The following is a 24,065-nucleotide window of genomic DNA, read 5'->3' as shown; positions in this document are numbered from 1 at the left end:
CGCATTCTACGCTGTCCTCACATCCTGTCAAGCGTTGATTTGAACTTTTTCGTTTCAACTCAACCACTTGCGCTTGCCTGACCGGTCTAACCAATCTCGGCAGCGGGAGGCGAATCCTACAGCATCCTAAGACGCTGTCAACCCCCTCTGCTTCATTTCGTCATCACCCGGAGGTGAGAGCCAAATGGCGAAGAATCCGTGGACCCCTCGCCCGGCCCAGACCTAAGTGCTTGATTTTCAAGCCGCTTCAGCGTCTGCGCCGGAAGTGGGGCGCATTATAGGGGAGTTTCGAGGCAGGTCAACAGGTTATTTCAAGAAACTTCAATAAAGCGGGATGGGCGCCAGGCGATAACCCGCTTCGGTCGCGATGATCCGGTACTGCTTGATCTCGCCGGGCGTCAGGAGAATGGACTGGGAGATGCTGCTCGCCATGGGTGCTGCACAACTGCCCGGACCGGAAGAGGTAAGACTCACGGCGATTTCGCCAGGCGGCAGATTGAAGGAAGCACTCTGACCCGCCATGAGGGTGCCGGCCAGTCGCCCCTGGATCATCAGACCTATATCGCATCCGGACCCTGAGTAGGCGTCGCCGCGGGTGATCATGAGGATGCCCGGCTGCCCTGTTCCGCCCTGGGGGACCTGAGCCGAGGCGAAAGAGCTGCAGAGTAAGGCCGTCAGCACACCGATAAGCAACTTCATGACTATCTCCTGCGGGGTCGCCAAGCACCTTAGCACTGCGCAGCCTGCCGTGCGCTGTTTCGCAGCAGGACCGCTTCAGGCGCCGCTTCAGGGCACGAAAACTGAGCAAGTGGTCAGGTTTGGTGCCACGCCAGGCATCTGAAATTTTCCAGAATCCTTATACAAGGCGTTGAAAAATAACTATTTTCGCCCGCCCACCGGAGCTTGGCGTCGATCTTGCTGAGCACGGCGAACGCTGTACATAACGAAAAAGCACTTCCAGGAGCCTACATGCGCAAGACCCTAACCACCGCGCTGCTGACCACGAGCCTGATTACAGCCGGTGTAGCCAACGCCGCAGACAGTCCACTGCTGTGGCACGGTGAAAGCCTCACCTATCTATATGGCAAGGATTTCCGGGTCGATCCCCGTATCCAGCAGACCGTCACCTTCGAGCATGCCAGCAGTTGGATCTGGGGCGACCTCTTCCTCTTCGTCGACAGCATCTGGTTCAACGGCGCGACCAATGCCAGCGACGGCCATCAAGGCTTCTATGGCGAACTCAGTCCACGACTGTCCTTTGGCAAGCTGTCCGGCCGGGATCTTTCCTTTGGCCCGGTCACCGATGTGCTGCTCGCCACGACCCTGGAATACGACCAGAACGATGGCGAGGGCGCCGGCCGTGATCAGCGCAACTACCTGGTCGGTCCGGGTTTCGACCTCAAGGTGCCGGGCTTCGACTACTTCCAGCTGAACTTCTATTACCGCAAGCCGGATGGCGGCAGTGCGCCCTCGGGTGCCTGGCAGCTCACGCCGGTATGGGCCTACACCCTGCCCCTGGGCAATTCGGATCTGCTCATCGATGGCTACATGGACTGGGTGATGAACAACAAGGGTAGCTACCACGCCAACCTGCACTTCAATCCACAGGTCAAGTACGACCTGGGCAAGGCCATGGGTTACGAGGCCAAGCACCTTTATGTGGGTACCGAGTATGACTACTGGTCGGACAAGTACGGCATCAAGGACAGCGAGGGATTCCGTACCGACCAGAGCGTTTTCAGCTTCCTGGTGAAGTATCAGTTCTAGTCCGGCCAGACCCACTTGCGGCGCTGCGGTCGCTTTCCAGGCCAGCAGCGCCGCCGCGAGGTAATCACCATGACCAGTCCCGTCCGCGATGATCTGCTCTATGGCCTGGACGAACGTCCGGCCCCGTTCGCTGCCTTTTGCGCTGCCCTGCAGCACGTCCTGGCGAGTTTCGTGGGGATCGTTACTCCACCGCTGATCATTGCCGGGGCTCTGGGTCTGCACGAGCACCTGCCCTACCTGATCAGCATGGGGCTGATGGTGTCGGGCGTCGGCACCTTTCTGCAGGCCCGCGGTGCCGGTGGGCTGGGGGCGGGCATGATCTGCCTGCAGGGCACCAGTTTCTCCTTTCTGTCCGCGGTGCTGGCAGCCGGGATGCTGGTCAAGCAGCGCGGCGGGACACCGGAGGACATCCTGGCGATGATCTTTGGCGTCTGCTTCTTTGGCGCCTTCGTGCAGATCGGCCTGAGTCGCTGCCTGGGCCTGTTGCGCCGGGTGATCACGCCACTGGTGACGGGCATCGTCATCACCCTCATCGGCATCAGCCTGATCAGGGTGGGCGTCACCGATCTCGGCGGGGGCGCCAAGGCCACCAACTTCGGCGCGCCGATCAACCTGGCCCTCGGCGGCCTGGTCCTGGTGGTCATCATCGGCCTGAACCTGTCACGGCGACCCTGGTTGCGGCTGTCGGCGGTGATGATCGGCCTGCTGGTGGGCTCCCTCGCCGCCTGGACCTGCGGCCTGTTGAAACCTCAGCCGCTGCCGGACCTGCCTCTGGTCAGCGTCCCCCTCCCCTTCCATTTCGGCTTCGCCTTCGACTGGTCGGCTTTCCTACCGGTCGCGCTGATCTATCTGATCAGCACCCTGGAGACCACCGGCGACCTGACCGCCAACTGCCTGATCTCGCGGCAGCCCATCGAAGGCCCGGGCTATCTGCGACGGTTGCGGGGCGGGGTCCTGGGTGATGGCGTCGCCTGCCTGCTCGCCGCCACCTTCAATACCTTTCCCAGCACTACCTTCGCGCAGAACAACGGGGTGATCCAGCTGACCGGCGTGGCCAGCCGCCATGTCGGCTACTGGATAGGCGCCATCCTGCTGGTGCTGGGCCTGTTCCCCGTGCTGGGCGCCGTCCTGCAGCAGATTCCCAAGCCGGTGCTGGGCGGTGCGACCCTGGTGCTGTTCGGCAGTGTCGCCGCGGCTGGGATACGGCTGCTGGCGCACTGCACCCTGGATCGCCGCAGCCTGCTGATCATCGCCACCTCCCTTGGCGTGGGTCTCGGTATCGCCAGCCAGCCGACGCTGCTGGATCAACTGCCGCCACTGGTGAAGAATCTCTTCGACACCGCGATCACCAGCGGCGGCATCACCGCCATCCTGCTCAACCTGTTGCTGCCCGAGGAGCGCCGCGCCGCGGTGATGGAATGCAGCTCGCCAGCGCCACACCGGTAAAAGAGCCCTTGTGCCCAGGGCGGCGGGTACGCTATTGATGCCTGCCGCGCCTTTGGATCCTGCAGTTGTCATGACCCCTCTCGTACCCGCCCATCACGCCGGCCAGGACAAGCCGGCCGGACGCATCCGGCAGAAGAATGAGGAGTCGATCCTGAGCGCGGCGGAGGAGGAGTTCGCCCGCCATGGCTTCAAGGGCACCAGCATGAACACCATCGCGCAACGCGTCGGGCTGCCCAAGGCCAATCTCCATTACTACTTCAACAACAAGCTCGGCCTCTATATGGCGGTGCTGGGCAACATCCTCGAACTCTGGGACAGCACCTTCAACCACCTGACCGTGGAAGACGACCCCGCCGAGGCCCTGAGCCGCTATATCCGCGCCAAGTTGGAGTTCTCGCGGCGCCAGCCGTTGGCCTCGCGGATCTTCGCCATGGAGATCATCGGCGGCGGTCACTGCCTGTACGAGTATTTCGATCAGGACTACCAGACCTGGTTTCGCAGCCGGGCGGCGGTATTCGAGGCCTGGATCGCGGCCGGCAAGCTGGATCCGGTGGATCCAGTCCATCTGATCTTCCTGCTGTGGAGCAGCACCCAGCACTATGCCGATTTCGCCAGCCAGATCTGCCAGGTGACCGGTCGCACCCGTCTGACCCGGCAGGATTTCGACGAGGCGGCGCGGACCCTGACCCATGTCATCCTCAAGGGACTGGGTCTCCAGGCACCATGACCTTTACCCTGATCCAGGATGCCGCCTTCGAAGAAGAGGTGCGCAAGAGTCGTTTCCTCGCCCTCGCCGCACCCGTCACCACGGTGGAGGCGGCCATGGCTTTCATCGAGCGCGTGAGCGTGCCGACAGCGACCCACAACTGCTGGGCCTGGAAGCTCGGTAATCAATACCGCTTCAATGATGACGGCGAGCCCGGCGGCACGGCGGGCCGGCCCATCCTGGCCGCCATTGAGGGGCAGGATTGCGACCAGGTGGTGGTGGTAGTCATCCGCTGGTACGGCGGCATCAAGCTAGGTACCGGTGGCCTGGTACGCGCTTATGGCGGTTGCGCCGCCCGTTGCCTGCAGCAGGCGGCCAAGCAGCCGCTGGTGGTGCGGCAGGATTATGGCTTCGCCTGTACCTATGCGGAATGGCCGCTGATCAAGGCCCGCTTGGCGGGCCTGGCGGTGCTGGTGCTCGAAGAGGATTACCAGGCGCTGGAAATCGCCCTGCGGATTGCCGTGGAGCCGCAACGGCGCGACGAGGTGGCGACCCTGCTGAGCAACCTGAGCAGCGGCCGTATCGTCCTGCGCGCGCTTTAGCGGCACGACCTTTGCTGTCTGGTGGTGCACGCCCTTCTGATTCGCACCGCCCTGGCGCATCCCTGCGCCAATCCGCCGTTGCGCTCTGTCTGGCGGCAAGACTGAACCTGCCGAGAGCTGCCAGGCGCCCCAAAAACGCGCATCAGACAGCCGCCAGGCATGTTTTTGGTGCAACCCTTTGCGACGACTGCCCTGATGAACGAATTGCCTTCTGCCGTGGCGACCCTGGTCCACAGTGCCAATACCCTGTTCCTGCTGCTGGGCGCCGTGATGGTGCTGGCCATGCACGCCGGTTTCGCCTTTCTCGAAGCCGGCACCGTGCGGCACAAGAACCAGGTGAACGCCCTGTCCAAGATCCTCGCCGACTTCGCCATTTCCACCCTGGTGTACTTCTTCGTTGGCTACTGGATAGCCTATGGCGTGACTTTTTTCGCCCCCGCCCAGGTGCTGACTGCCGACAGCGGCTACGGACTAGTGAAGTTCTTTTTCCTGGCGACCTTCGCCGCGGCCATTCCGGCGATCATTTCGGGCGGCATCGCCGAACGGGCGCGCTTCGTGCCACAGCTCTGCGCCACCGCGCTGATCGTGGCCTTCGTCTATCCGTTTTTCGAAGGACTGATGTGGAACAACAATCTCGGCCTGCAGGATAGGTTCGAAGCGCTGTTCGGTGCGCGCTTCCATGATTTCGCCGGCTCCGTGGTGGTGCACGCCATGGGCGGCTGGCTGGCGCTGGCAGCGGTGATGCTGCTGGGCCCCCGTCAGGGTCGCTATCGCGAAGGTCGGCTGGTGGCCTTTCCGCCGTCGAACATTCCCTTCCTGGCGCTGGGCTCCTGGATCCTGATCGTCGGCTGGTTCGGCTTCAACGTGATGAGCGCCCAGAGCCTAGCCGGCGTCAGTGGCCTGGTGGCCCTGAATTCGCTGATGGCCATGGTCGGCGGGACGGCTGCCGCCCTGCTCCTGGGACGCAACGATCCCGGCTTCCTGCACAACGGCCCCCTGGCGGGCCTGGTCGCCATCTGCGCGGGCTCCGATCTGATGCATCCCATCGCGGCGCTGGGGACCGGCCTGGTGGCGGGAGCCCTGTTCGTCTGGGCCTTCACCGCGGTGCAGACACGCTGGAAGCTGGACGATGTCCTGGGGGTCTGGCCGCTGCACGGCCTCTGCGGCGCCTGGGGCGGCATCGCCTGCGGCCTGTTCGGCCAGACCGCGCTCGGCGGTCTGGGTGGAGTGAGTCTGCTGGCGCAGCTGGCCGGCACCGGGTTGGGAATTGTCGTCGCCCTGCTCGGTGGCCTGGCGGTGTACGGGCTGCTCAAGGCGGTGCTGGGTCTGCGTCTGAGTCAGGAAGAGGAATACCAGGGCGCCGACCTGTCGATCCATCGCATCGCCGCCAACAGTCACGACGGCTAGCCGCCCAGGTTACCCACAGGGACCGTGCACAGTGATGTGGATAACCCGTGCATGAAGTCACGAGAACGCCACAGGGACCGGTCTGGCGGCGACTGGTGAAGAAATGAACACACAGCCAGTGTCGTGGGAGAGACCGGAGACGGCGGGACTCAGGTAGCCCACTGGCGAGCGGAGTCGGTAGAGTAGGCGACCCTTTCCCCAGGAGCGCTCCATGCCCGCCCTTTCGACCCTGCTGCCCTGGCTGCGCGAGGTGGACCGCACCACCCTGAAGGCGGATCTGGGTGCGGGTCTCTTGGGCGCGGTGCTGGCGTTGCCCCAGGGCGTGGCCTTCGCCACCCTGGCCGGACTGCCACCGCAGTATGGCGTCTATGGCGCGGTGGTGCCCTGCATCGTTGCTGCCCTGGCGGGCTCCAGTCGCCATGTGGTGACCGGTCCGACCAACGCCAACTCCCTGGCCCTGCTGGCAGCGCTGTCACCGCTGGCGCTCGCCGGCTCTGGTCCCTATATCGATCTGGCCCTGGCGGTGACCCTGCTGGTCGGCCTGCTGCAATTGACGGTCGGTGCCCTGCGCCTCGGCGCGGTGGCCAACTTCATCTCGCCCTCGGTGCTGCTCGGCTTCATGAGTGGCGCCGCCGTGCTGATCGGGCTCTATTCGCTCAAGGACCTGCTCGGGCTGTCGCCGCCGCTGGGCACCTCGGCCTTTGGCGTGCTTGGCTATGTGCTCGCCCATCCCCTGGCGATTCACTGGCCCTCGCTGGTGATCGGTGTGGTGACCCTGGTCGCCACCCTGCTGCTGCGCCGACTGCGCCCGCGCTGGCCGACCATGCTGCTGGGCCTGCTGGCTGGTTGCCTGAGCGCCTGGATCCTGGAGCGTAGCGTGGCGGGCGCGGTCCAGGGGATCGCTACGGTCGGACGGATTCCCTCGGCGCTGCCGCCCTTCCATCTGCCCGACGTCACCCTGCAGGATCTGGGCAATCTCTCCGGGATCGCTGTGGCCCTGACCCTGGTGGCCCTCGGGCAGTCGCTGTCGATCGCCAAGGCGGTGGCCCAGCGCTCCGGGCAGCGGCTGGACGTCAATCGCGAATTCCGTGGCCAGGGCCTGGCCAACCTGGTGGGCGGCTGCTTTTCGGCCTATGTGTCCTGCGGCTCGCTGAATCGCTCCATGCCCAATTTCGAAGCTGGGGCCCGTACGCCGATGGCGGCGGTGTTCGCCGCCCTGCTGGTGGTAGCCCTGGTGGCCTTCGGCGGTGCCCTGATCGCTGCCATTCCGCTGGCGGCCATCGCCGCCACCCTGCTGCTGGTGGCACGCGGCCTGCTGGACCTGGGTCGCTGGCGCGAGGTGCTGAAGGTCAGCCGTACCGAGGCGCTGGTGGCCGGGGTGACCTTTCTGGCGACCCTGACCATCCCGCTGGACCGCGCCGTCCTGCTGGGCACCCTGGTGTCCCTGGTGGCCTATCTCTATCGCACCTCGCACCCGGCGATCCGCCCGCTGGTGCCGGACCCCCGCACCCCCGGGCGTCGTTTCACCCCGCTGGACGAACTGGGCCAGCCGGCGCAGGAGTGTCCGCAACTCAAGCTGGTGCGGGTGGAAGGCTCGGTGTTCTTTGGCGCGGTGCCCCATGTGGGCGATCAGCTGGACGGCTTTCGCAGCGCCCAACCCGGCCAGAAGCATGCGCTGTTCATGACCAAGAGCATGAATTTCATCGATTTGGCCGGTAACGACCTGTGGCGGCGCGAATGGCGCGAGCGCCGGGCCCAGGGCGGCGATCTCTATTTCCATCGTCCGCGCACGCCGGTGCTGCAGCTGTTCGCCAAGACCGGGTTTCTCAAGGAGCTGGGCGAAGGCCATATCTTCTCGTCCAAGGATCAGGCCTTGCGCAGCATCTATCCGCGGCTGGATCCGGAGGTCTGCCGCAGCTGCACCGCGCGGACCTTCGTCGAGTGCGCGGCGCGCGCGGCGGAGCAGGCGCCAGGCGCGGACGCTGCCCGAACAGACTGCTAAGCTGGCGGTTTCCTTCTGCTGCTGGAGATCTCCATGACCGCTGTCCTGCGTCTCGCTCGCCGCCTCACCCTGACCGCTCTGCTGTTGCCGGGGCTGGCCCTGGCCCACGGCCATCTCAAGAGCGCCGAGCCCGCGCCCGACAGCACCAGCCCGGCACCGAAGCAACTGAGTCTGAGCTTTTCCGAGGGGATCGAAGCCGCCCTGAGTCAGGTGCAGCTGCAACGGCTGGATGGTCAGGCCGGCACGGCGATCACCACCGGCAAGGTCATTCCCGGCCGCGACGAACGCACCCTGGACGTCCCTCTGGAGGCGCCGCTGGAACCAGGTCGCTACCAGGTGAAATGGCGGGTGCTGGCCAAGGACGGGCACAAGACCCAGGGCGACTACCGCTTCACCGTCCAGTAAGGATGGACGGCACACTGGCGACGCCCGATGCCTGGAGTCCCCTCGCCCGTACCCTTTTCCTGCTGCCGCTGCTGCTGACCTGGGGCTATCTGGCGTTGGCACTCTGGCTGGGTCGACCCGCATTGCGTCTCTGGCTGCTGGAACGGGCACAGTCCACCGCCCGCCTGCTGGGAGCACTACTGCTGCTCGGGGTGCTGAGCCTGTTGCCGCTGCAGGCAGCGCTGGTGGGGGATGGCTGGGCGGATGCCTTCAACCTGCCCCTGTGGCAACTCTATCTGGGCACAGCGGCCGGCCACGGCTGGCGCTGGCAACTGCCGTTGGGCCTGTTGCTGGCCCTGTGGCTGTTGGTGGGGCCCAGGGTCCGCAGCAACCACTGGCTGTGGGGATTCAGTGGCCTGCTGCTGGCCAGTCTGGCCCTGGGTGGCCATGCCGCCGCGACGGCCGGCTGGCTTGGCGGGGTGCATCAGCTGAATCAGGCACTGCATCTGCTGACCACGGGGCTCTGGCTGGGCAGCCTGCCCGGGGTGCTGCTGTGCCTGGGACGGCCACCGGCCAATCTGAGGGATGACGCCCAGCAGCTGCTGCGCAGCTACTCCCTGCCCGGGCAGATCAGCGTGGCGCTGGCGCTGCTCAGCGGTGCCTTCAACAGCCTGCTGATCCTCGGGCCGGACGGCCTGCTGCGTTTGACGCCCTACTCCGGCCTGCTGCTGGCCAAGGTGCTGGCCGTGGCGATCATGGTCGCCCTGGCCCTGGCCAATCGTTACCTGCTGGTGCCTCGATTGGGACGAGGGCCCCGAACATGGCAGCTGCTGCGCCAGGCCACCGCCGTAGAGATCGCCCTGGGGGTGGTTGCCGTGGCACTGGTGGCAGCCTTCTCCGGCCTGGATCCCTATAGCTGAAACCGGGGCGACCGCTGTCGCCCCGGCCCTGCCTCAGAAGTAGACGTTCATGCCCAGGTAGATTTCCTTGCTGCTGTCGAGCTGGCTCGAACCGAGCTTGCTGCCGTCCTGGTCGATGTCCGGCTTGGCGTTGCTGCGCAGGTAGCGATAGCCGGCTTCCAGGGAGGTGCGCTCGTTGACCTGCTGCAGGATGCCGGCCTGGACCCCGGCCACATAGCCAAGGTCGCTGTCGTGGCCGAAGCTGGAACCGTCCTGGGTGACCCGGGCGACGCCCAGGGTCCCGCCACCGAACAGCTTGGTATTGCGGCCCAGGGGATAGAAGGCATCGTAGCTGCCAGTCAGATCCTGCTGCTTGAGCCTCAGGCCAGCGCTGCTGCCACTGGCCTGGTCGAGGGTGGCGTAGTAGCGACCGGCAGTGTTCTGCTGGCCAAGACGCAGCCCCCAGGTATTGCTGCCGTCGAGGGCACCGTCGGTATCGGGGCTGTTCAAGTTGCGGTCGAGGGCGTGGCTGTTGCTGAAGTTGTCATAGCTCTTGCCATAGGTGAGGCCGGCGAAGTTCTGGGTATCGGCGGCAAACGCCTGATGGCTGGCCAGGGCCAGCAGGCCAAAGAGGACGACACGGGATTTCAGGGCGTTCATGGTGAAAAGCTCCTCACGCGATGCGAATACAGCCCGACCGGCTGCGCGGCCATCTTCGGCGGAGGCGGATTAGCGCAGGATTAAGGAGACTGAATCGAAGCTGAACGCTGAGGCAGGACGCAAGCGTGAACCGGACCGCCCGTTGCAGGCGGCCCGGTTTCTGGAATCAACGCTGACGGTGGTACTCGGTCACGCGCTGCACTTCTTCCTTGGAGCCCAGGAACACCGCCACCCGCTGGTGCAGGCCGTCGGGCTGGACGTCGAGGATGCGCTGGTGACCATTGGTGGCGGCGCCACCGGCCTGCTCGACCAGCATGGACATGGGGTTGGCCTCGTACATCAGGCGCAGCTTGCCGGGCTTTTCCGGCTCGCGGGCGTCGCGGGGATACATGAAGATGCCACCGCGGGTAAGGATGCGATGGACGTCGGCCACCATGGAGGCGATCCAGCGCATGTTGTAGTTCTTGCCCAGGGGACCTTCCTTGCCGGCCAGCAGCTCGTCCACATAACGCTTGACCGGGGCTTCCCAGTGGCGCTGGTTGGACATGTTGATGGCGAATTCGGCGGTGGTCTCGGGGATGGTGATGTCTTCGTGGGTCAGCACGAAGCTGCCCAGTTCGCGATCCAGGGTGAAGCCCTTGACGCCGTCACCCAGGGTCAGCACCAGCATGGTCTGGGGACCGTAGATGGCGTAGCCGGCGGCGACCTGCTCGGTGCCCTTCTGCATGAAGGCTTCTTCGGTCACGTCACCGGTGGTGCTGCTGACGAAGTCCTTGCGCAGGATCGAGAAGATGGTGCCGACGGAGACGTTGACGTCGATGTTGGACGAGCCGTCCAGCGGGTCGAACATCAGCAGGTAGGCGCCCTTGGGATAGTGACCGGGGATCTGGTGAACCTGGTCCATCTCCTCGGAGGCCATGCCGGCCAGGGTGCCGCCCCACTCGTTGGCTTCCAGCAGGATCTCGTTGGACAGCACGTCCAGCTTCTTCTGCACCTCGCCCTGGACGTTCTCGGTGCCCATGCTGCCGAGCACGCCACCCAGCGCCCCCTTGGACACCTCGTAGCTGATGCGCTTGCACGCCCGGGCCACGACTTCGATGAGGAAGCGCAGGTCGGCCGGGGTCTTGTGGCTGCGGGTCTGCTCGATGAGGTAACGACTGAGGGATATCCGGGACATCGCGGTGCTCCTTGTAATGATGGGCGCGAGTGTAGCGCCAAAGCTCAAGCTCCGTCTCAAGCAGAGCGGACCGTCAGGCCAGGTCTGCCAGCCAGTGCCGATTCCGGTTTCATCAACGGGGTGATGAGACGCTGGACACCGGCGGCCGACAGGGAACGCACACCTAGGGCGCGTCCGGGGTCTCCACGGCCAGCAGTACGCCTCGACCAGCACGGAGATTTTCGGCGCTGGGGTAGACTGCCGAGTCGGGTTCCAGTTCAGGCTGACGGCTGTCCAGCTGTACCACCCAGTGATGTCCGTCACGTGACGGGGGCAGGCGCAGGTCGATTTCCTCCCGACGTGGCTGGAAGGCCAGCCAGATCCGCGCGGCCTGGGCCTGGTCTTCGCCATCGAGGGCTTCGAGGGTGAGGCTCAGCGGCAGGCTGCCGCCGGCCTGCCAGCGCCCGTCGTCCATCGCTGCGCCGTCGGCATCGAGCCATTCGATCCTCACCCAGCCACGGGAATCGGGGCGGCCCAGCAGTCGCTGGGCTTGCAAGGCCGGCAACTGCTGGCGCAGCGCCATGAGGCGACCGACGAAGGCGCTCTGCCGCTGTCCGGCGGGGCTGGCGGCCTGCTGCCAGTCCAGCCAGGACAGTTCGTTGTCCTGTACATAGGCATTGTTGTTGCCCTGCTGGGTGCGGCCGAATTCGTCGCCGGCGGTCAGCATGGGTTCGCCACCGGCGAGGATCAGGGTCGCCAGCAGGGCACGCTGGTCGGCGGCGCGGGCCTCCTGGATGGCCGGATCGTCGCTCGGGCCTTCGACGCCGTTGTTCCAGCTCTTGTTGTCGGTAGTGCCGTCGCGATTGCCTTCGCCGTTGGCTTCGTTGTGCTTCTCGGCGTAGCTGACCAGGTCGGCCAGGGTGAAGCCGTCGTGGGCGGTGATGAAGTTGACGCTGGTGCGCAGCAGGCGATCGCCGGCGCCGAAGAGATCGGCGCTACCGGCCAGGCGGGTGGCCAGGGCACCACGCAGCCCCTCGTCACCGCGCCAGAAGCGGCGGACGTCGTCGCGGAAGGCGTCGTTCCATTCCTGCCAGGGCGCGCGGAAGGCGCCGACCTGATGCCCACCGGGACCGATGTCCCAGGGTTCGGCCACCAGCCGCACCTGGCGCAACACCGGATCCTGGGCCAGGGCCTGGAGCAGTGGTGCATCGCGATCGAAGCCGCTTTCCAGACGACCGAGCGCGGGCGCCAGGTCGAAGCGGAAGCCATCGACGCCGGCAGCCGTGACCCAATGGCGCAGGCTGTCCAGGGTCAGGCGCAGCGCTGGCGGGCTGTAGAGCGCCAGGCAGTTGCCGCAGCCCATGTCGTTGATATAGCGCGCCGGATCGTCCGGCTGCAGGCGGTAGTAGCCGGCGTTATCCAGGCCGCGCAGATTGAAGGTGGGGCCCAGTTCGTCACCTTCGCCGGTATGGTTGAAGACCACGTCGAGCAGCACCTCGAAGCCGGCCGCCTGCAGGATGGCCACCGTCTCGCGTAATTCGCCCAGGGCATCGCGGCCGGCCAGGCGCGGATCGACGGCGGCCATGACTACCGGGTTGTAGCCCCAGTAGTTGGCCAGCCCCAGGGCGGGCAGATGCCGATCGTCGGCCCAGGCAGCGATGGGCAGCAGCTCCAGGGTGGTGACGCCGAGGCGCTGCCAGTGTTCGATCAGCGCGGGATGCCGCAGCGCCGCCAGGGTGCCGCGCTGGCGGGCCGGGACCTTCGGATGCAATTTGGTCTGGCCGCGGACGTGCAATTCGTAGATCAGCCCGGCATCGCGTCGCTTGGGCGCAGGCGCCAGGGCGTCGACGGGAGGCAGGACGATGGCCTTGGGAACATGGGCACCGCTGTCGCGCTCGTCCGGGCGGTTGGGGTCTTCGGGGTGAAAGCCATAGGTGCTGGGGTGCAGCTGGAAGGGCCGGTCCACCGCCAGGGCCCAGGGGTCCACCAGCAGCTTGTGCGCATTGAATCTGACCCCGTCCTGGGGACGGTAGGCGCCGTGGGCGCGCAGGCCGTACCTCAGCCCGGGCTGGGCGCCAGGTAGGAAACCATGCCAGACGCCGCCCTCGTGTTCGCGAAAGGCCAGGCGCTGGGTCTCGGCCTCTCCCTTGGCATCGTAGAGGCAGAGGTCGACGGCCTCGGCGGCCGGGGACCAGACGGCGAAGTTGATCCCGCCGTCGACGATGGTAGCGCCGTAATGGGCGGGATTGCCGGCTTCGAGGCGGGTGGAGGTACGGGGCATGGGGACTCCGGTGACAGGCGTGTGGGGCGGATGCTGCAAGGATGTAGACGTCGTGTAAGGCGGGGGTTCTCCATGGGGGGGGTAGGTGATCGCAGCCATGGCGGTCTGCCGAGACGGCCGCTCCGCTCTATGATCGCGGCCATGGGCGGCTCCTACGGATGCCATGTAGGAGCGGCCCATGGCCGCGATAGACCCTATAACGACTACAGCGCCCTCCAGATCTCCGTGGCGTATTCGCGGATGGTGCGGTCCGAGGAGAACCAGCCCATGCTGGAGGTGTTGATCACCGCCGATTGCCACCATTTGTCCGGCTGCTGCCAGCGGGTCTCGACCTGGCGCTGGGCGTCCCAGTAGGCGTCGAAGTCGGCGCACACCAGGAAGCGATCGTGCCAGGTCAGGACGTCGAGCAGGCTGTTGTAGCGCGCCGGCTCGTCGGGCGAGAACTGGCCGGCGCGCAAACCAGACAGCACCTGCGCCAGGCGCGGCGAATTCTCGATGATGTCAGAGGAGATGCCACCGCTGCGCTGGCGCTCCTCCACCTCGGCCGCCTTGAGACCGAAGATGAACATGTGTTCTTCCCCGATCAGCTCGCACATCTCCACGTTGGCGCCGTCCAGGGTGCCGATGGTGAGAGCGCCATTGAGGCCGAACTTCATGTTGCTAGTGCCCGAGGCTTCCATCCCGGCGGTGGAGATCTGCTCGGACAGGTCCGCCGCCGGGATGATGACCTCGGCGAGGCTGACATTGTAGTTGGGCAGGAAGACCACCTTAAGCAGGTCGCGGGTCAGGGGATCGTTGTTGACCACCTTGGCCACGTCGTTGGCCAGCTTGATGATCAGCTTGGCCTGGTGATAGCTGGCCGCGGCCTTGCCGGCGAAGATCTTGACCCGGGGCGTCCAGTCGCCGTTCGGGTTGTCGCGGATGGCTTGGTAGAGGGCGATGGTCTGCAGCAGATTCATCAGCTGCCGCTTGTACTCGTGGATGCGCTTGATCTGGACATCGAACAGCGCGCCGGGATCGAGATCGATCTCCAGCCGCTGCTTCACCAGACTGGTGAAGGTGTCCTTGTTGCGCTGGCGCTGCAGGGCGAAGCGCTCGCGGAAGTTGGCGTCATTGGCATAGGGCTTGAGCTGCGGCAGGGTCTTTTCCGGGTCGTGCAGCACACCCTGGCCGAGGGTATCCACCAGCAGGTCGGTGAGCGCCGGATTGGCCTGGTGCAACCAGCGGCGGAAGGTGATGCCATTGGTCTTGTTGTTGATGCGATCCGGATAGAGGCGGTGCAGCGAGCGGAAGACCGTCTTGCGCATCAGGTCGGTGTGCAGCCCGGAGACGCCATTGATGCTGTGGGAACCGAGGAAGGCGAGGTTGCCCATGCGCACCCGGCGACCCTGGCTTTCGTCGATCAGGGAGACATAGGAGATCATGGCGCCATCGGTCTCGCCGCGGGCGCGCAGGGAGTCGAGGAACTGGGCGTTGATCAGGTAGATGATCTGCATGTGCCGCGGCAGCAGGCGCTCCATCAGCTGCACCGGCCAGGTCTCCAGCGCCTCGGGCAGAAGGGTGTGGTTGGTGTAGCTCAAGGTGCCGACGGTGGTGCTCCAGGCGGCGTCCCAGGGAATGCCGTGGATGTCCACCAGGAGTCGCATCAGCTCGGCCACGGCGATGGCCGGGTGGGTGTCGTTGAGCTGGATGGACACGTGCTCGGGCAGGCTGAGCAGGTCGTTGTGCTGCTTGAGGTGGCGGCGGGTCAGGTCGGCCAGGGAGGCGGCGACGAAGAAATACTCCTGGCGCAGGCGCAACTCCTGGCCGGCTTCGCTGCTGTCGGCCGGATAGAGCACCCGCGAGATGCTCTCGGCGCGGGCCTCGTTGGCCACGGCGCCGACATGGTCGCCGGCGTTGAAGGTTTCCAGGTGGAGGATCTCCAGTGGCCGAGCGCGCCAGAGTCTCAGGGTATTGGCGCCCTCCCCGCCCCAACCGATCACCGGGGTGTCGTAGGCCACCGCGCGGATGCGCTCGCCGGGCGTCCACACCTGGCGCCGCGGATCGCCTTCGCCATAGGGAGCGACATGGCCGCCGAAGCCGATCTCGTACACCACTTCGGCGCGTTCGAATTCCCAGGGGTTGCCGAAATCCAGCCAGTTTTCCGGCTGCTCCAGCTGGAAGCCATCGGCGATCACCTGGCGGAACAGCCCGTGTTCATAGCGGATGCCGTAGCCATGGCTGGCGATGCCCAGGGTAGCCATGCTCTCCATGAAGCAGGCGGCCAGGCGACCCAGGCCGCCGTTGCCCAGGGCGGCGTCCGGCTCCAGCCCGCGAATGCGTTCCAGATCGACGCCCAGGTCGGCCAGGGCGCGGCGAGTCTCTTCGAGGATGCCGAGGTTGGACAGGCTGTCGATCAGCAGCCGACCGATGAGGAATTCCAGGGACAGGTAGTAAACCCGCTTCTGGCCGGTGCGATAGGCATCGCGGGTGCGACTCATCCAGCGGTCGACGATGTAGTCCCGGGCGGCCAGGGCAGTGGCCTGGAACCAGTCGTGATCGAGGGCGTTGTCGGGATCCTTGCCGACGGCGTAGGTGAGCTTGGAGAGGATGTTGGTACGGAGCGCGGAAACTTCGTTGGGCGAGATGAAGCGGGGTCTCGTCATCAGGATTGACCTCTGCAAGCGCTTAGGAATCAGATCGCGAAGTGGCCGCGGATAATGCGGCGCGTGCCGTTCGCCTTACTTTTAGGCGAAACGAAGGGGACGTCCAAGCATTTTTTCGACCCATCAGACGGTTAGACGTTACCCCTCCCTTCTCTCTGGACCGAGGTTTCCATCATGCGCAAGACCCTGCTCATCACCGGCGCGAGTCGCGGTATCGGCCGTGCACGGCCCTCAGCGCCGCCGCCCGCGGCTGGAATGTCGCCTTCAACTATCGCCAGGACGAGGCCGCGGCCCAGGCCACCCTGGCCGAGATCGAAGCCCTGGGCGCGGAAGGGTTGGCCGTGCGCGCCGACGTCGCCGATGAAGCCGAGGTGGTGGCGCTCTTCGAGCGCACGGTGGAGCGCTTCGGCGGGCTGGACGGCTTCGTCAACAACGCCGGCATCGTCGACCGCTCGCAGCCGCTGGTGGAGATGAGCGCCGAGCGCTTGCGACGGATGTTCGAGGTCAACGTCTACGGCGCCTTTCTCTGCGCCCGCGAGGCGGCCCGTCACCTGTCGCGGGAACGCGGCGGCCACGGGGGGGCCATCGTCAATGTCTCCTCCATCGCCGCCCGCCTGGGCTCGCCCAATGAATACGTCGACTACGCCGCCAGCAAGGCGGCGCTGGACACCCTGACCCTCGGTCTGGCCAAGGAACTCGGTCCGCACGGGGTAAGGGTCAACGCGGTGCGACCGGGCGTGACCCTTACCGACATCCACGCCAGCGGCGGCCAACCGGGGCGCGCCGAGCGCCTGGGCGTGACCACCCCGCTGGGACGTGCGGGCGAGGCCGAGGAGATCGCTGCCGGCATTCTCTGGCTGCTGTCGAACGAGGCCTCCTACACCACCGGCGCCCTGCTGGACATCGGTGGTGGGCGCTAGGGCCTAGTTCCGCCGGGGCGTGAGGGCATTGAGCACCTGCTGCGACAGCGCATGGTAGAGCGGCACCGGCATCAGCCAGCCGGAGACGGCAGCGGCCAGCAGGCAGGCCGCCAGCACCGGCAACGCCATGTCCGGGCTATGGGCCAGCTCCAGGGTGATGACCGTGGCGGTCAGCGGGGTGCGGGTGACCCCGGCCAGGTAGGCGGCCAGCCCCAGCAGGGCGCACTGGGGCAGACTCATGCCCGGCAGCCAATCGACCAGCCAGGGCCCCAGGGCCGCACCGACCGCTAGCGAGGGCGAGAACAGACCGCCCGGCACCCCGGCGAGGTAGGAAACGACGTTGGCGAGGAATTTCCACAGCAGGAAGTCGCCCCCGGTCACGGGTTCGCCGGCCAGGATGGCGTGGGTTTCGGCGTAGCCGGTGCCGAACACATGCTGACCGGAGATCAACCCCAGGGCCGCCAGCACCAGTCCACAAGCGGCGGCGAAAGCCACCGGACGCCGCCCGCGCAGGGCGTTCAGGCGCCCCAGCCAGCCCTGGTCGGTGGGCAGCACCAGGCGACCGTAACAGCCCCCCAGCAAGCCGCCGACGACGCCGATCACCGCCACGCCGATCCAGCCCAGCCCCCAGGTCAGGTGCAGATCGAGGGCGCCAAGATAGCTGTAGGGTCCGACGATGCCCAGGGTGACGATGCCGCCCAGCAGCACGGCGGTCAGCACCAGGCCGCTGAAGCGCTGCTCGAAGGTGTGGGTGAGTTCCTCGATGGCGAAGACCACCCCGCCCAGGGGGGTGTTGAAGGCCGCGGCGATCCCGGCGGCGCCGCCGGCGAGGATGAGTCCGGACAGGGTTCGGCGCCCGTGCAACCCGAGGCGCTTGCCGAAGCCATAGAGCAGGGCCGCGCCGACATGCACGGTGGGCCCTTCACGCCCCACCGAGCCGCCCACCAGCAGGGCACCGGCAGTGAGCAGCAGCTTCGCGAGGGCGATGGGCGGCGCGAGCAGGCGCGCGCGCAGGTCCGCTTCGGGTCGTTCGAGGGTGGCGATGACCTGGGGAATGCCGCTGCCGCGGGCATCGCGCAGCGCGCCTTGCGTCAGCCAGACCAGCAACGCAAAACCCAGGGGCGTCACCAGCCAAGGCCAGATCGCACTGTGCTGCAGCATCTTCTGAAAGAGGCCGAAGGAGGCATCGGCCAGCCAGGCGAAGGCCAGACCGGCCAGACCCACCAGCACCGCGCCGACCCAGAAGGCGATGCGCTGGCGCCACTCGCGCAGCCGACGGCGCTGGCGATGGCGCAGCAGATGCAGCCGACGGCGGGCGGCGACTTCGGGATCGGTATCGGGAAAGACGGGATCGGACATGGACAAGGGGCCACCGGGAGGCAGGAACCTCCCAGTGTAACCTCTTGTTACAGCTGTGTTGCCAGGCTCTGGATCAGGCCGCGGGCACCAGCTCGGTGGCGGCTTCGTTGCGCTTGAGAACCGCGTAGATCACGCCGGTCACCAGACTGCCGGCCGCGATGGCCGCCAGGTACAGCCAGGCATGGCTGATGGCGTTGGGGATCAATAGCACGAAGAGGCCACCGTGGGGCGCCATCAGCTTGCAGTTGAACAGCATCACCAGGGCGCCGGTGAGGGCGCCGCCAATGACGCTGGCCGGGATCACCCGCAGCGGGTCCTTGGCGGCGAAGGGAATCGCGCCCTCGGAGATGAAGCACAGCCCCAGCACCGACGCCGCCTTGCCCGCCTCGCGCTCGCTCTGGGCGAACTTGTGCTGCGCCAGCAGGGTGGCGATGCCCATGCCGATGGGCGGCACCATGCCGGCCGCCATGGTGGCGGCCATGGGCCCGTAGGTCTTGGACGCCAGCAGGCCGACGGTGAAGGCATAGGCGGCCTTGTTGATCGGGCCGCCAAAGTCGATGCACATCATGGCGCCGAGGATCAGGCCGAGCAGCACGGCGTTGCTGGTACCCAGGTTGTTGAGGAAGTCGGTGAGCCGACTCAAGGCGCCGGCCACCGGGGTGCCGACCAGGTAGATCATCACCAGGCCGACGATGAGGCTGGCGAACAGCGGGATGATCAGGATCGGCTTGAGCGCCTCGACGCTGGCCGGCAGCTTGACGTGCTGGGCGATGGCCTTGGCCACGTAGCCCGCCAGGAAGCCGGCGATGATGCCGCCGATGAAGCCACTGCCCAGACTGGCCGCCAGCCAGCCGCCGATCATGCCGGGAGCGAGGCCCGGCCGGTCGGCAATGGAATAGGCGATATAGCCGGCCAGTACCGGGACCATCAGCTTGAAGGCCGATTCGCCACCGATCTGCATCAGCGCCGCGGCCAGGGTGCCCTGTTCCTTGAAGGCCTCGATGCCGAAGACGAAGGACAGGGCAATCAGCAGACCGCCCGCCACCACCATCGGCAACATGTAGGACACCCCGGTGAGCAGGTGCTTGTAGACGCCCGCGCCTTCCTTCTTGGCCGGCTTGGCGCCCTCGCCCGCCGCTGGAGCAGCACTGCCGGCCAAGGTCTCGCCCTCGGCCAGGGCCTTCTTGATGGTCGCCTCGGGTTGCTTGAGGGCGACCCCGGTACCGCAGCGATAGACGCGCTTGCCGGCGAAACGCTCGACATTGACCTCGATGTCGGTGGCCAGCAGCACCACGTCGGCCTCGCGAATGGCCTCGGCCGGCAGCGGATTGCGCGCCCCTACCGAGCCCTGGGTTTCCAGGTGCAGGCGATAGCCGAGCTTCTTGGCCGCGTTCTGCAGCGCCTCGGCGGCCATGAAGGTGTGGGCGACACCGGTCGGGCAGGCGGTGATGGCCACCAGCCGCGGCGTCTCGCTGGCACTGGCCGGGGCGCTCGGTGCAGCGCCGCTGGTCGCCGGAGCCTGTTCCAGCACCTTGGCCTCGCTGGCCGCGCGCTGCAGGAAGGCATCGACGTCGCGCAGGGCTTCGGCCGGCGCGGCACGATAGACGCGCTTGCCGACGAAGCGGGACAGGTCGACCGCCCCCGTATGAACCACCACGACCAGTTCGGCACGCGCCACCTGGTCGTCGGTCAGCAGGGTGGCCTCGGGGCCGTCGTGGATCTCGACGCTGGTGGTCCAGCCGCGGCGCTGGGCGGCGGCGTCCAGCAGGCGCGCACTGAGCACGCTGGTGACCATGCCGGTCGGGCAGGTCGTGACGATGGCGATGTTCATGGGGTTACCCCTGATTCTTGTTCTAGCGGAAAGTCGGGAAGGACGCGTACCCGCACCTGGTCTTCGAGGGTGGCGAGTTGCGCGGAATCGTTGATGCCGAAGCCGATCTGGGTGACCGCCAGGGCAGCGATGGCGGTGGCCGTGGTCAGGGTGCGTTCCGGCGACTGGCCGGTGAGCAGGCCGTGCAGCATGCCGGCCAGCAGGGAATCCCCCGCCCCGACGGTGCTCGCCACCGTGACCTTCGGCGGCTGCGCCTCCAGGGTCTGGGCGCCATACCAGCGCACGCCATCGGCGCCCTGGGAGATCACCAGGTGCTCGATGCCGAGGGCACGCAGCTGTTCGACCAGCAGTGCCTGCTCGGTGGCGGTCTCGGCGGGTGCACCACAGGCCTCGGCCAATTCTTCGGTATTGGGCTTGATCAGCCAGGGACCGGCGGCCAGGGCGGCGCGCAGGGCGGCGCCACTGGTGTCCAGGGCCACCGGCAAGCCCAGCGATTTGAGGCGCCCGACCAGGGCGGCCAGCCACTCGGGGGTCACCCCGCGCGGCAGGCTGCCGGCCACCACCACGGCATCGTGGCCGGGGGCGAGACGATCCAGGGTCTCGAGCAATTCCTGCTGGGCGGCGGCGGACACCTCCGGGCCAGGCCCGTTGATATCGGTGATGCGGCCAGCGGCTTCGGCCAGCTTGAGGTTGCTGCGGGTCTCCCCGGGCACCCGCACGAAGGCGTCGGTGAAACCGCGACGGGCGAACAGGGCCTCGAAGGCGCCGGCGTTGTCGGCACCGAGAAAGCCGCTCACCGTCAGGTCGTGGCCGAGATCGGCCAGCACCTGGGCGACGTTGATGCCCTTGCCGGCGGCATGGACGATCACCGCCTCGCTGCGATTCACCGCGCCGGGTTTGAGCTCCGGCAACTGGACGGTGAGGTCCAGCGCCGGGTTGAGGGTCAGGGTGAGGATACGGCTCATCGCAGGGCCTCCACGCTCTGCCGCACTTCGGCAGCGGTACCCAGCTCCAGGGCGCGCGCGGCGCAGGACTGCACCCGACGCAGCTCCAGTTCACGGACCCGGGCCTTGACCAGCGGCACGCTGCGGGCCGAGACCGACAGCTCGTCCACGCCCAGGCCGACCAGCACCGGCACCGCCAGGGGATCGGCGGCCAGCTCGCCGCAGACGCCGACCCACTTGCCATGGGCATGGGCGGCGCGCACCGTCATGTCGATCAGGCGCAGCACGCTGGGGTGCAGACCGTCGGCCTCGCCGGACAACAGCGGATGGCCGCGGTCGATGGCCAGGGTGTATTGCGTCAGGTCGTTGGTGCCGACGCTGAAGAAGTCCACTTCCGGAGCCAGCACCGGCGCCAGCAGCGCGGCCGAGGGCACCTCGATCATGATGCCGACCTGCAGGTCGGTGGTGGGGATCTCCTGGCGCAGGCGGTCGAGGATGTCACGCGCCTGGCGCCATTCCTCGACCCGGCCGATCATGGGGAACATGATCCGTAGCGGGCGGCCATCGGCGGCCTTGAGCAGAGCGCGCAGCTGGGTTTCCAGCAGTTCCGGGCGGCGCAGGGTCAGGCGAATCCCGCGGATGCCGAGGAAGGGATTCTCTTCCGGCGGCAGCGGCAGATAGGGCAGCGGCTTGTCGCCACCGACGTCCAGGGTACGCACCACCAGCGGCTTGCCGGCCAGACCATCGAGGGCGCGGCGGTATTCCGCTTCCTGGGCGGCTTCGTCGGGTGCACTGTCATGGCTCATGAACACCAGTTCGGTCCGCAGCAGGCCGACGGCTTCGGCGCCCTGCTCCACCGCGGCGGCGGCCTGGGCGGTGTCGCCCAGGTTCACGGCGATCTCGACGTGGTGGCCGTCACGGGTGGTGGCGCTTTCGAAACGGCGCGCTTCGGCGGCGCGGCGGCGTTCGGCCTGGACCTCCCGCTCACGCTGCACGGCGTCGATACGGCTGGCATCCGGAGCGATTTCCAGGGTGCCCTTGTCGCCATCCAGCAGCAATACGCTGCGCGGCGCCAGATCCAGCACGCGGCGACCGGCGCCGACGATGGCCGGAATGCCCAAGGCGCGGGCGACGATGGCGCTGTGGGAGCTGGCACCGCCACGGGCGGTGAGGATGCCACAGACGCGCTCGCGATCCAGTCGGGCCACATCGCCCGGGCCGACCTCGTCCATCACCAGCACATAGGGTTCTTCGGGTTCACGGGCGGATTCGACGCCGCACAGCTGGGCCAGTACCCGGCGACCGACGTCGCGCAAATCGGCGGCGCGTTCGGCGAGCAGCTTGTCGTGCAGGGCTTCCTGCTGGCTGGCCGCCTCCTCGATCTGAGCGTCCCAGGCCGCGGCGGCGCTGGCGTTGGCCTTGAGCCGGGCGGCGATGCCCTGCTGCAGATCCGGATCTTCCAGCATCTCCAGGTGGGTCAGGAAGATATCGCGCAGGGCGCTGGCTTCGCTGCGCGCGATGAGCGCCTCGATGTCGGCGCGTACCGCAGCCAGGGCCGCATCCAGCCGCTGGCGTTCGGCGGCGGCGCCTGCGCCGGTGGCCGGATAGTCGAAGTGCTGGGGCGCCACCACATGGGCCGGGCCCACGGCCAGGCCGGGGGCGGCGGCCACGGCCTGAGCGCGATCGCCCGGGGCCAGCGGCAGTTGTTCGGAAGGGTCCACCAGGCTGATGGCCGTGACCCGGGCGGCACCGGCGGGGACCGGGGCACTGGCGGTGACCGGTTCCACCTCTTCACCGAGACCGGCCTGCACGGCGCCGATCAGATCGTTCAGCGCGGCCGCGGCCGGGGTACCGGGTTCGACGAGGAATTCCAGGGTCTGGCCACGCCGGGCACCCAGCGCCAGCAGCCGCGACAGGCTCTTGGCGGAGACCGGGGCGCCGTTGTCGACGCGCACGCGGATCTCGCCGTCATAGGCCTTGGCCAGCCGCGCCAGCTCCTTGGCCGGACGGGCGTGCAGGCCATGGGCATTGGCCAGCACCACCTGGGCGCTGGGCCAGTCGGGGGCGACTTCGCCGCCCAGGGCTTCGAGCACGGCGCGGCGGGAGGTGGCCTGGGCCAGTTCCTGACCACGGCCGGCGACGAGCAGATCGCAGAGACGTTCGAGCAGCGCGCGATGGCCCTCGCCCAGGCTGGCCAGGCAGAACAGGCCACGCACCGGCTGCTCCTGCAGCTGCAAGGTCTGCAGTGGGGTGACGAAGGCCAGGCCGGGGCGCTTCACCGCGGTCTCGCTGTTCAACCACCAGAGGCCGTCGCCCAGGGGCAGCGGCTGGCTGGCCTGCAGGGCACCGGCGAAGCCGGCACCCACGCACTCCATGTGCTTGAGCATCCGCGCGCCCTGCCAGGCCAGGTCTTCCAGATCCTCGGCATCGATGGCCAGTTGCACCAGTTCTTCGTCCAGCGCCAGCGCCTGGGGCGCCCCCTGCAGCAGGTCGAGGATCTGCTGGGGCTCGCGGGCCTCGCGCAGGGCCTGTTGCAGGTCGCTCTCGCCCAGGGCACGGGTCAGCAGCTGCAGGATGCGCAGGTGTTCGTCGGATTTGGCGGCGATGGCGATGGCCAGGTAGGTCAGTTGACCATCACCCCAGTCCACCCCGTGCGGGAATTGCATCATCCGCACGCCGGTGACATGCACCTGGTCGCGGGTCTGCGGCGTACCATGGGGAATGGCGATACCCTGGCCGAGGTAGGTGGAGCCCTGGGCCTCGCGGGCCATGAGCCCTTCGAGATAACCCGGGGCGACCAGGCCATCGGTCACCAGGGACTCGGCGAGCATGGCCAGGGCGGTCGCCTTGTCCGGCGCCTGCTGGGCCATGCGGATATGCTGGGCATTGAGTTCGAACATGGAAGGATACCTCCGGCGCCGCGCGCCTGATCCTGGCGCCGTGCCTTTCTTGTAATAGATGCTTGCCGGCTCGCTCAGCCCTGCAATCGCGCCCGGAGAGGCGTGGCAGGGCCCTTGGCAGATTCGTGCCAGCCCTCGGACAACAGAAAGCTGAAA

Annotated in this window: 17 protein-coding genes and 1 pseudogene; 9 read left to right on the top strand and 9 right to left on the bottom strand. The window is 67.1% G+C overall.

Going from position 1 to position 24,065, the window contains the following annotated elements; translation table 11 throughout:
* Positions 1-321 precede the first annotated feature (321 nt).
* A complete protein-coding gene (locus LRS53_RS12695; RefSeq protein WP_231356098.1) occupies positions 322-699 on the bottom strand; it encodes a hypothetical protein in 378 nt (125 codons plus the stop codon).
* Between the two features lie 270 nt (positions 700-969).
* Between LRS53_RS12695 and LRS53_RS12690 the strand changes: the two genes are divergently transcribed.
* From LRS53_RS12690 to copD, 8 genes are all read left to right on the top strand, one after another.
* Positions 970-1,767, top strand: a complete 798-nt coding sequence (locus LRS53_RS12690; RefSeq protein WP_231356097.1) for an outer membrane protein OmpK — start codon at positions 970-972, stop codon at positions 1,765-1,767.
* A gap of 69 nt (positions 1,768-1,836) precedes the next feature.
* Positions 1,837-3,213 carry a nucleobase:cation symporter-2 family protein gene (locus LRS53_RS12685; protein WP_231356096.1) on the top strand — a complete coding sequence of 459 codons (1,377 nt, stop codon included), beginning with the start codon at positions 1,837-1,839 and terminating at the stop codon, positions 3,211-3,213.
* A gap of 70 nt (positions 3,214-3,283) precedes the next feature.
* Entirely contained in the window at positions 3,284-3,940 is a 657-nt protein-coding gene (locus LRS53_RS12680) for a TetR/AcrR family transcriptional regulator (protein WP_017640659.1), read from the top strand.
* Positions 3,937-4,521 (top strand): IMPACT family protein, encoded by a 585-nt coding sequence (locus tag LRS53_RS12675; RefSeq protein ID WP_068383338.1) that lies wholly within the window; start codon positions 3,937-3,939, stop codon positions 4,519-4,521. The genes LRS53_RS12680 and LRS53_RS12675 overlap by 4 nt, the downstream gene beginning before the upstream one ends.
* A 195-nt stretch (positions 4,522-4,716) precedes the next feature.
* Complete coding sequence (locus LRS53_RS12670) at positions 4,717-5,928, top strand: ammonium transporter (RefSeq protein WP_017640661.1); 1,212 nt, start codon at positions 4,717-4,719, stop codon at positions 5,926-5,928.
* 211 nt (positions 5,929-6,139) lie between these two features.
* Positions 6,140-7,930 carry a SulP family inorganic anion transporter gene (locus LRS53_RS12665; protein ID WP_231356095.1) on the top strand — a complete coding sequence of 597 codons (1,791 nt, stop codon included), beginning with the start codon at positions 6,140-6,142 and terminating at the stop codon, positions 7,928-7,930.
* 33 nt (positions 7,931-7,963) lie between these two features.
* On the top strand, positions 7,964-8,335 hold the full coding sequence (gene copC / locus LRS53_RS12660) for a copper homeostasis periplasmic binding protein CopC (protein ID WP_231356094.1): 372 nt from the start codon (positions 7,964-7,966) through the stop codon (positions 8,333-8,335).
* Positions 8,336-8,337: 2 nt separating this feature from the next.
* Positions 8,338-9,234 (top strand): copper homeostasis membrane protein CopD, encoded by an 897-nt coding sequence (copD, locus tag LRS53_RS12655; RefSeq protein WP_231356093.1) that lies wholly within the window; start codon positions 8,338-8,340, stop codon positions 9,232-9,234.
* Between the two features lie 33 nt (positions 9,235-9,267).
* Here copD and LRS53_RS12650 read toward each other — a convergent pair whose 3' ends face one another.
* The 4 genes from LRS53_RS12650 to LRS53_RS12635 all read right to left on the bottom strand — a co-directional run bounded on the left by LRS53_RS12650 (position 9,268) and on the right by LRS53_RS12635 (position 15,955).
* The gene (locus LRS53_RS12650; protein ID WP_231356092.1) at positions 9,268-9,873 is read right to left on the bottom strand and encodes an outer membrane protein; all 606 of its coding nucleotides are present in this window, start codon (positions 9,871-9,873) and stop codon (positions 9,268-9,270) included.
* Positions 9,874-10,039: 166 nt separating this feature from the next.
* Complete coding sequence (locus LRS53_RS12645) at positions 10,040-11,050, bottom strand: class 1 fructose-bisphosphatase (RefSeq protein ID WP_007162011.1); 1,011 nt, start codon at positions 11,048-11,050, stop codon at positions 10,040-10,042.
* 163 nt (positions 11,051-11,213) lie between these two features.
* The gene (gene glgX / locus LRS53_RS12640) at positions 11,214-13,310 is read right to left on the bottom strand and encodes a glycogen debranching protein GlgX (RefSeq protein ID WP_231356091.1); all 2,097 of its coding nucleotides are present in this window, start codon (positions 13,308-13,310) and stop codon (positions 11,214-11,216) included.
* Positions 13,311-13,513: 203 nt separating this feature from the next.
* Positions 13,514-15,955, bottom strand: coding sequence for a glycogen/starch/alpha-glucan phosphorylase (locus LRS53_RS12635; RefSeq protein ID WP_017640667.1), 2,442 nt, complete (start codon positions 15,953-15,955; stop codon positions 13,514-13,516).
* Between the two features lie 174 nt (positions 15,956-16,129).
* Here LRS53_RS12635 and LRS53_RS12630 point away from each other — a divergent pair.
* Positions 16,130-16,875, top strand: a pseudogene (locus tag LRS53_RS12630) (SDR family oxidoreductase).
* 3 nt (positions 16,876-16,878) lie between these two features.
* Here LRS53_RS12630 and LRS53_RS12625 read toward each other — a convergent pair.
* The 4 genes from LRS53_RS12625 to ptsP all read right to left on the bottom strand — a co-directional run bounded on the left by LRS53_RS12625 (position 16,879) and on the right by ptsP (position 23,909).
* The gene (locus LRS53_RS12625) at positions 16,879-18,234 is read right to left on the bottom strand and encodes a chloride channel protein (RefSeq protein ID WP_231356090.1); all 1,356 of its coding nucleotides are present in this window, start codon (positions 18,232-18,234) and stop codon (positions 16,879-16,881) included.
* A gap of 73 nt (positions 18,235-18,307) precedes the next feature.
* The gene (locus LRS53_RS12620) at positions 18,308-20,065 is read right to left on the bottom strand and encodes a PTS fructose-like transporter subunit IIB (protein ID WP_231356089.1); all 1,758 of its coding nucleotides are present in this window, start codon (positions 20,063-20,065) and stop codon (positions 18,308-18,310) included.
* Complete coding sequence (gene pfkB, locus LRS53_RS12615) at positions 20,062-21,030, bottom strand: 1-phosphofructokinase (protein WP_231356088.1); 969 nt, start codon at positions 21,028-21,030, stop codon at positions 20,062-20,064. Before pfkB ends, LRS53_RS12620 begins: the two co-directional genes overlap by 4 nt.
* Positions 21,027-23,909, bottom strand: coding sequence for a phosphoenolpyruvate--protein phosphotransferase (gene ptsP / locus LRS53_RS12610; RefSeq protein ID WP_231356087.1), 2,883 nt, complete (start codon positions 23,907-23,909; stop codon positions 21,027-21,029). The genes pfkB and ptsP overlap by 4 nt, the downstream gene beginning before the upstream one ends.
* Positions 23,910-24,065 lie beyond the last annotated feature (156 nt).

The organism is Pseudomonas sp. PLB05, from assembly GCF_021106615.1.
In the GTDB taxonomy this organism is placed as follows: Bacteria; Pseudomonadota; Gammaproteobacteria; order Pseudomonadales; family Pseudomonadaceae; genus Chryseomonas; species Chryseomonas benzopyrenica.
Note: the sequence above shows the minus strand (reverse complement) of the source record. Positions and strands in the feature narration are given on the sequence as shown.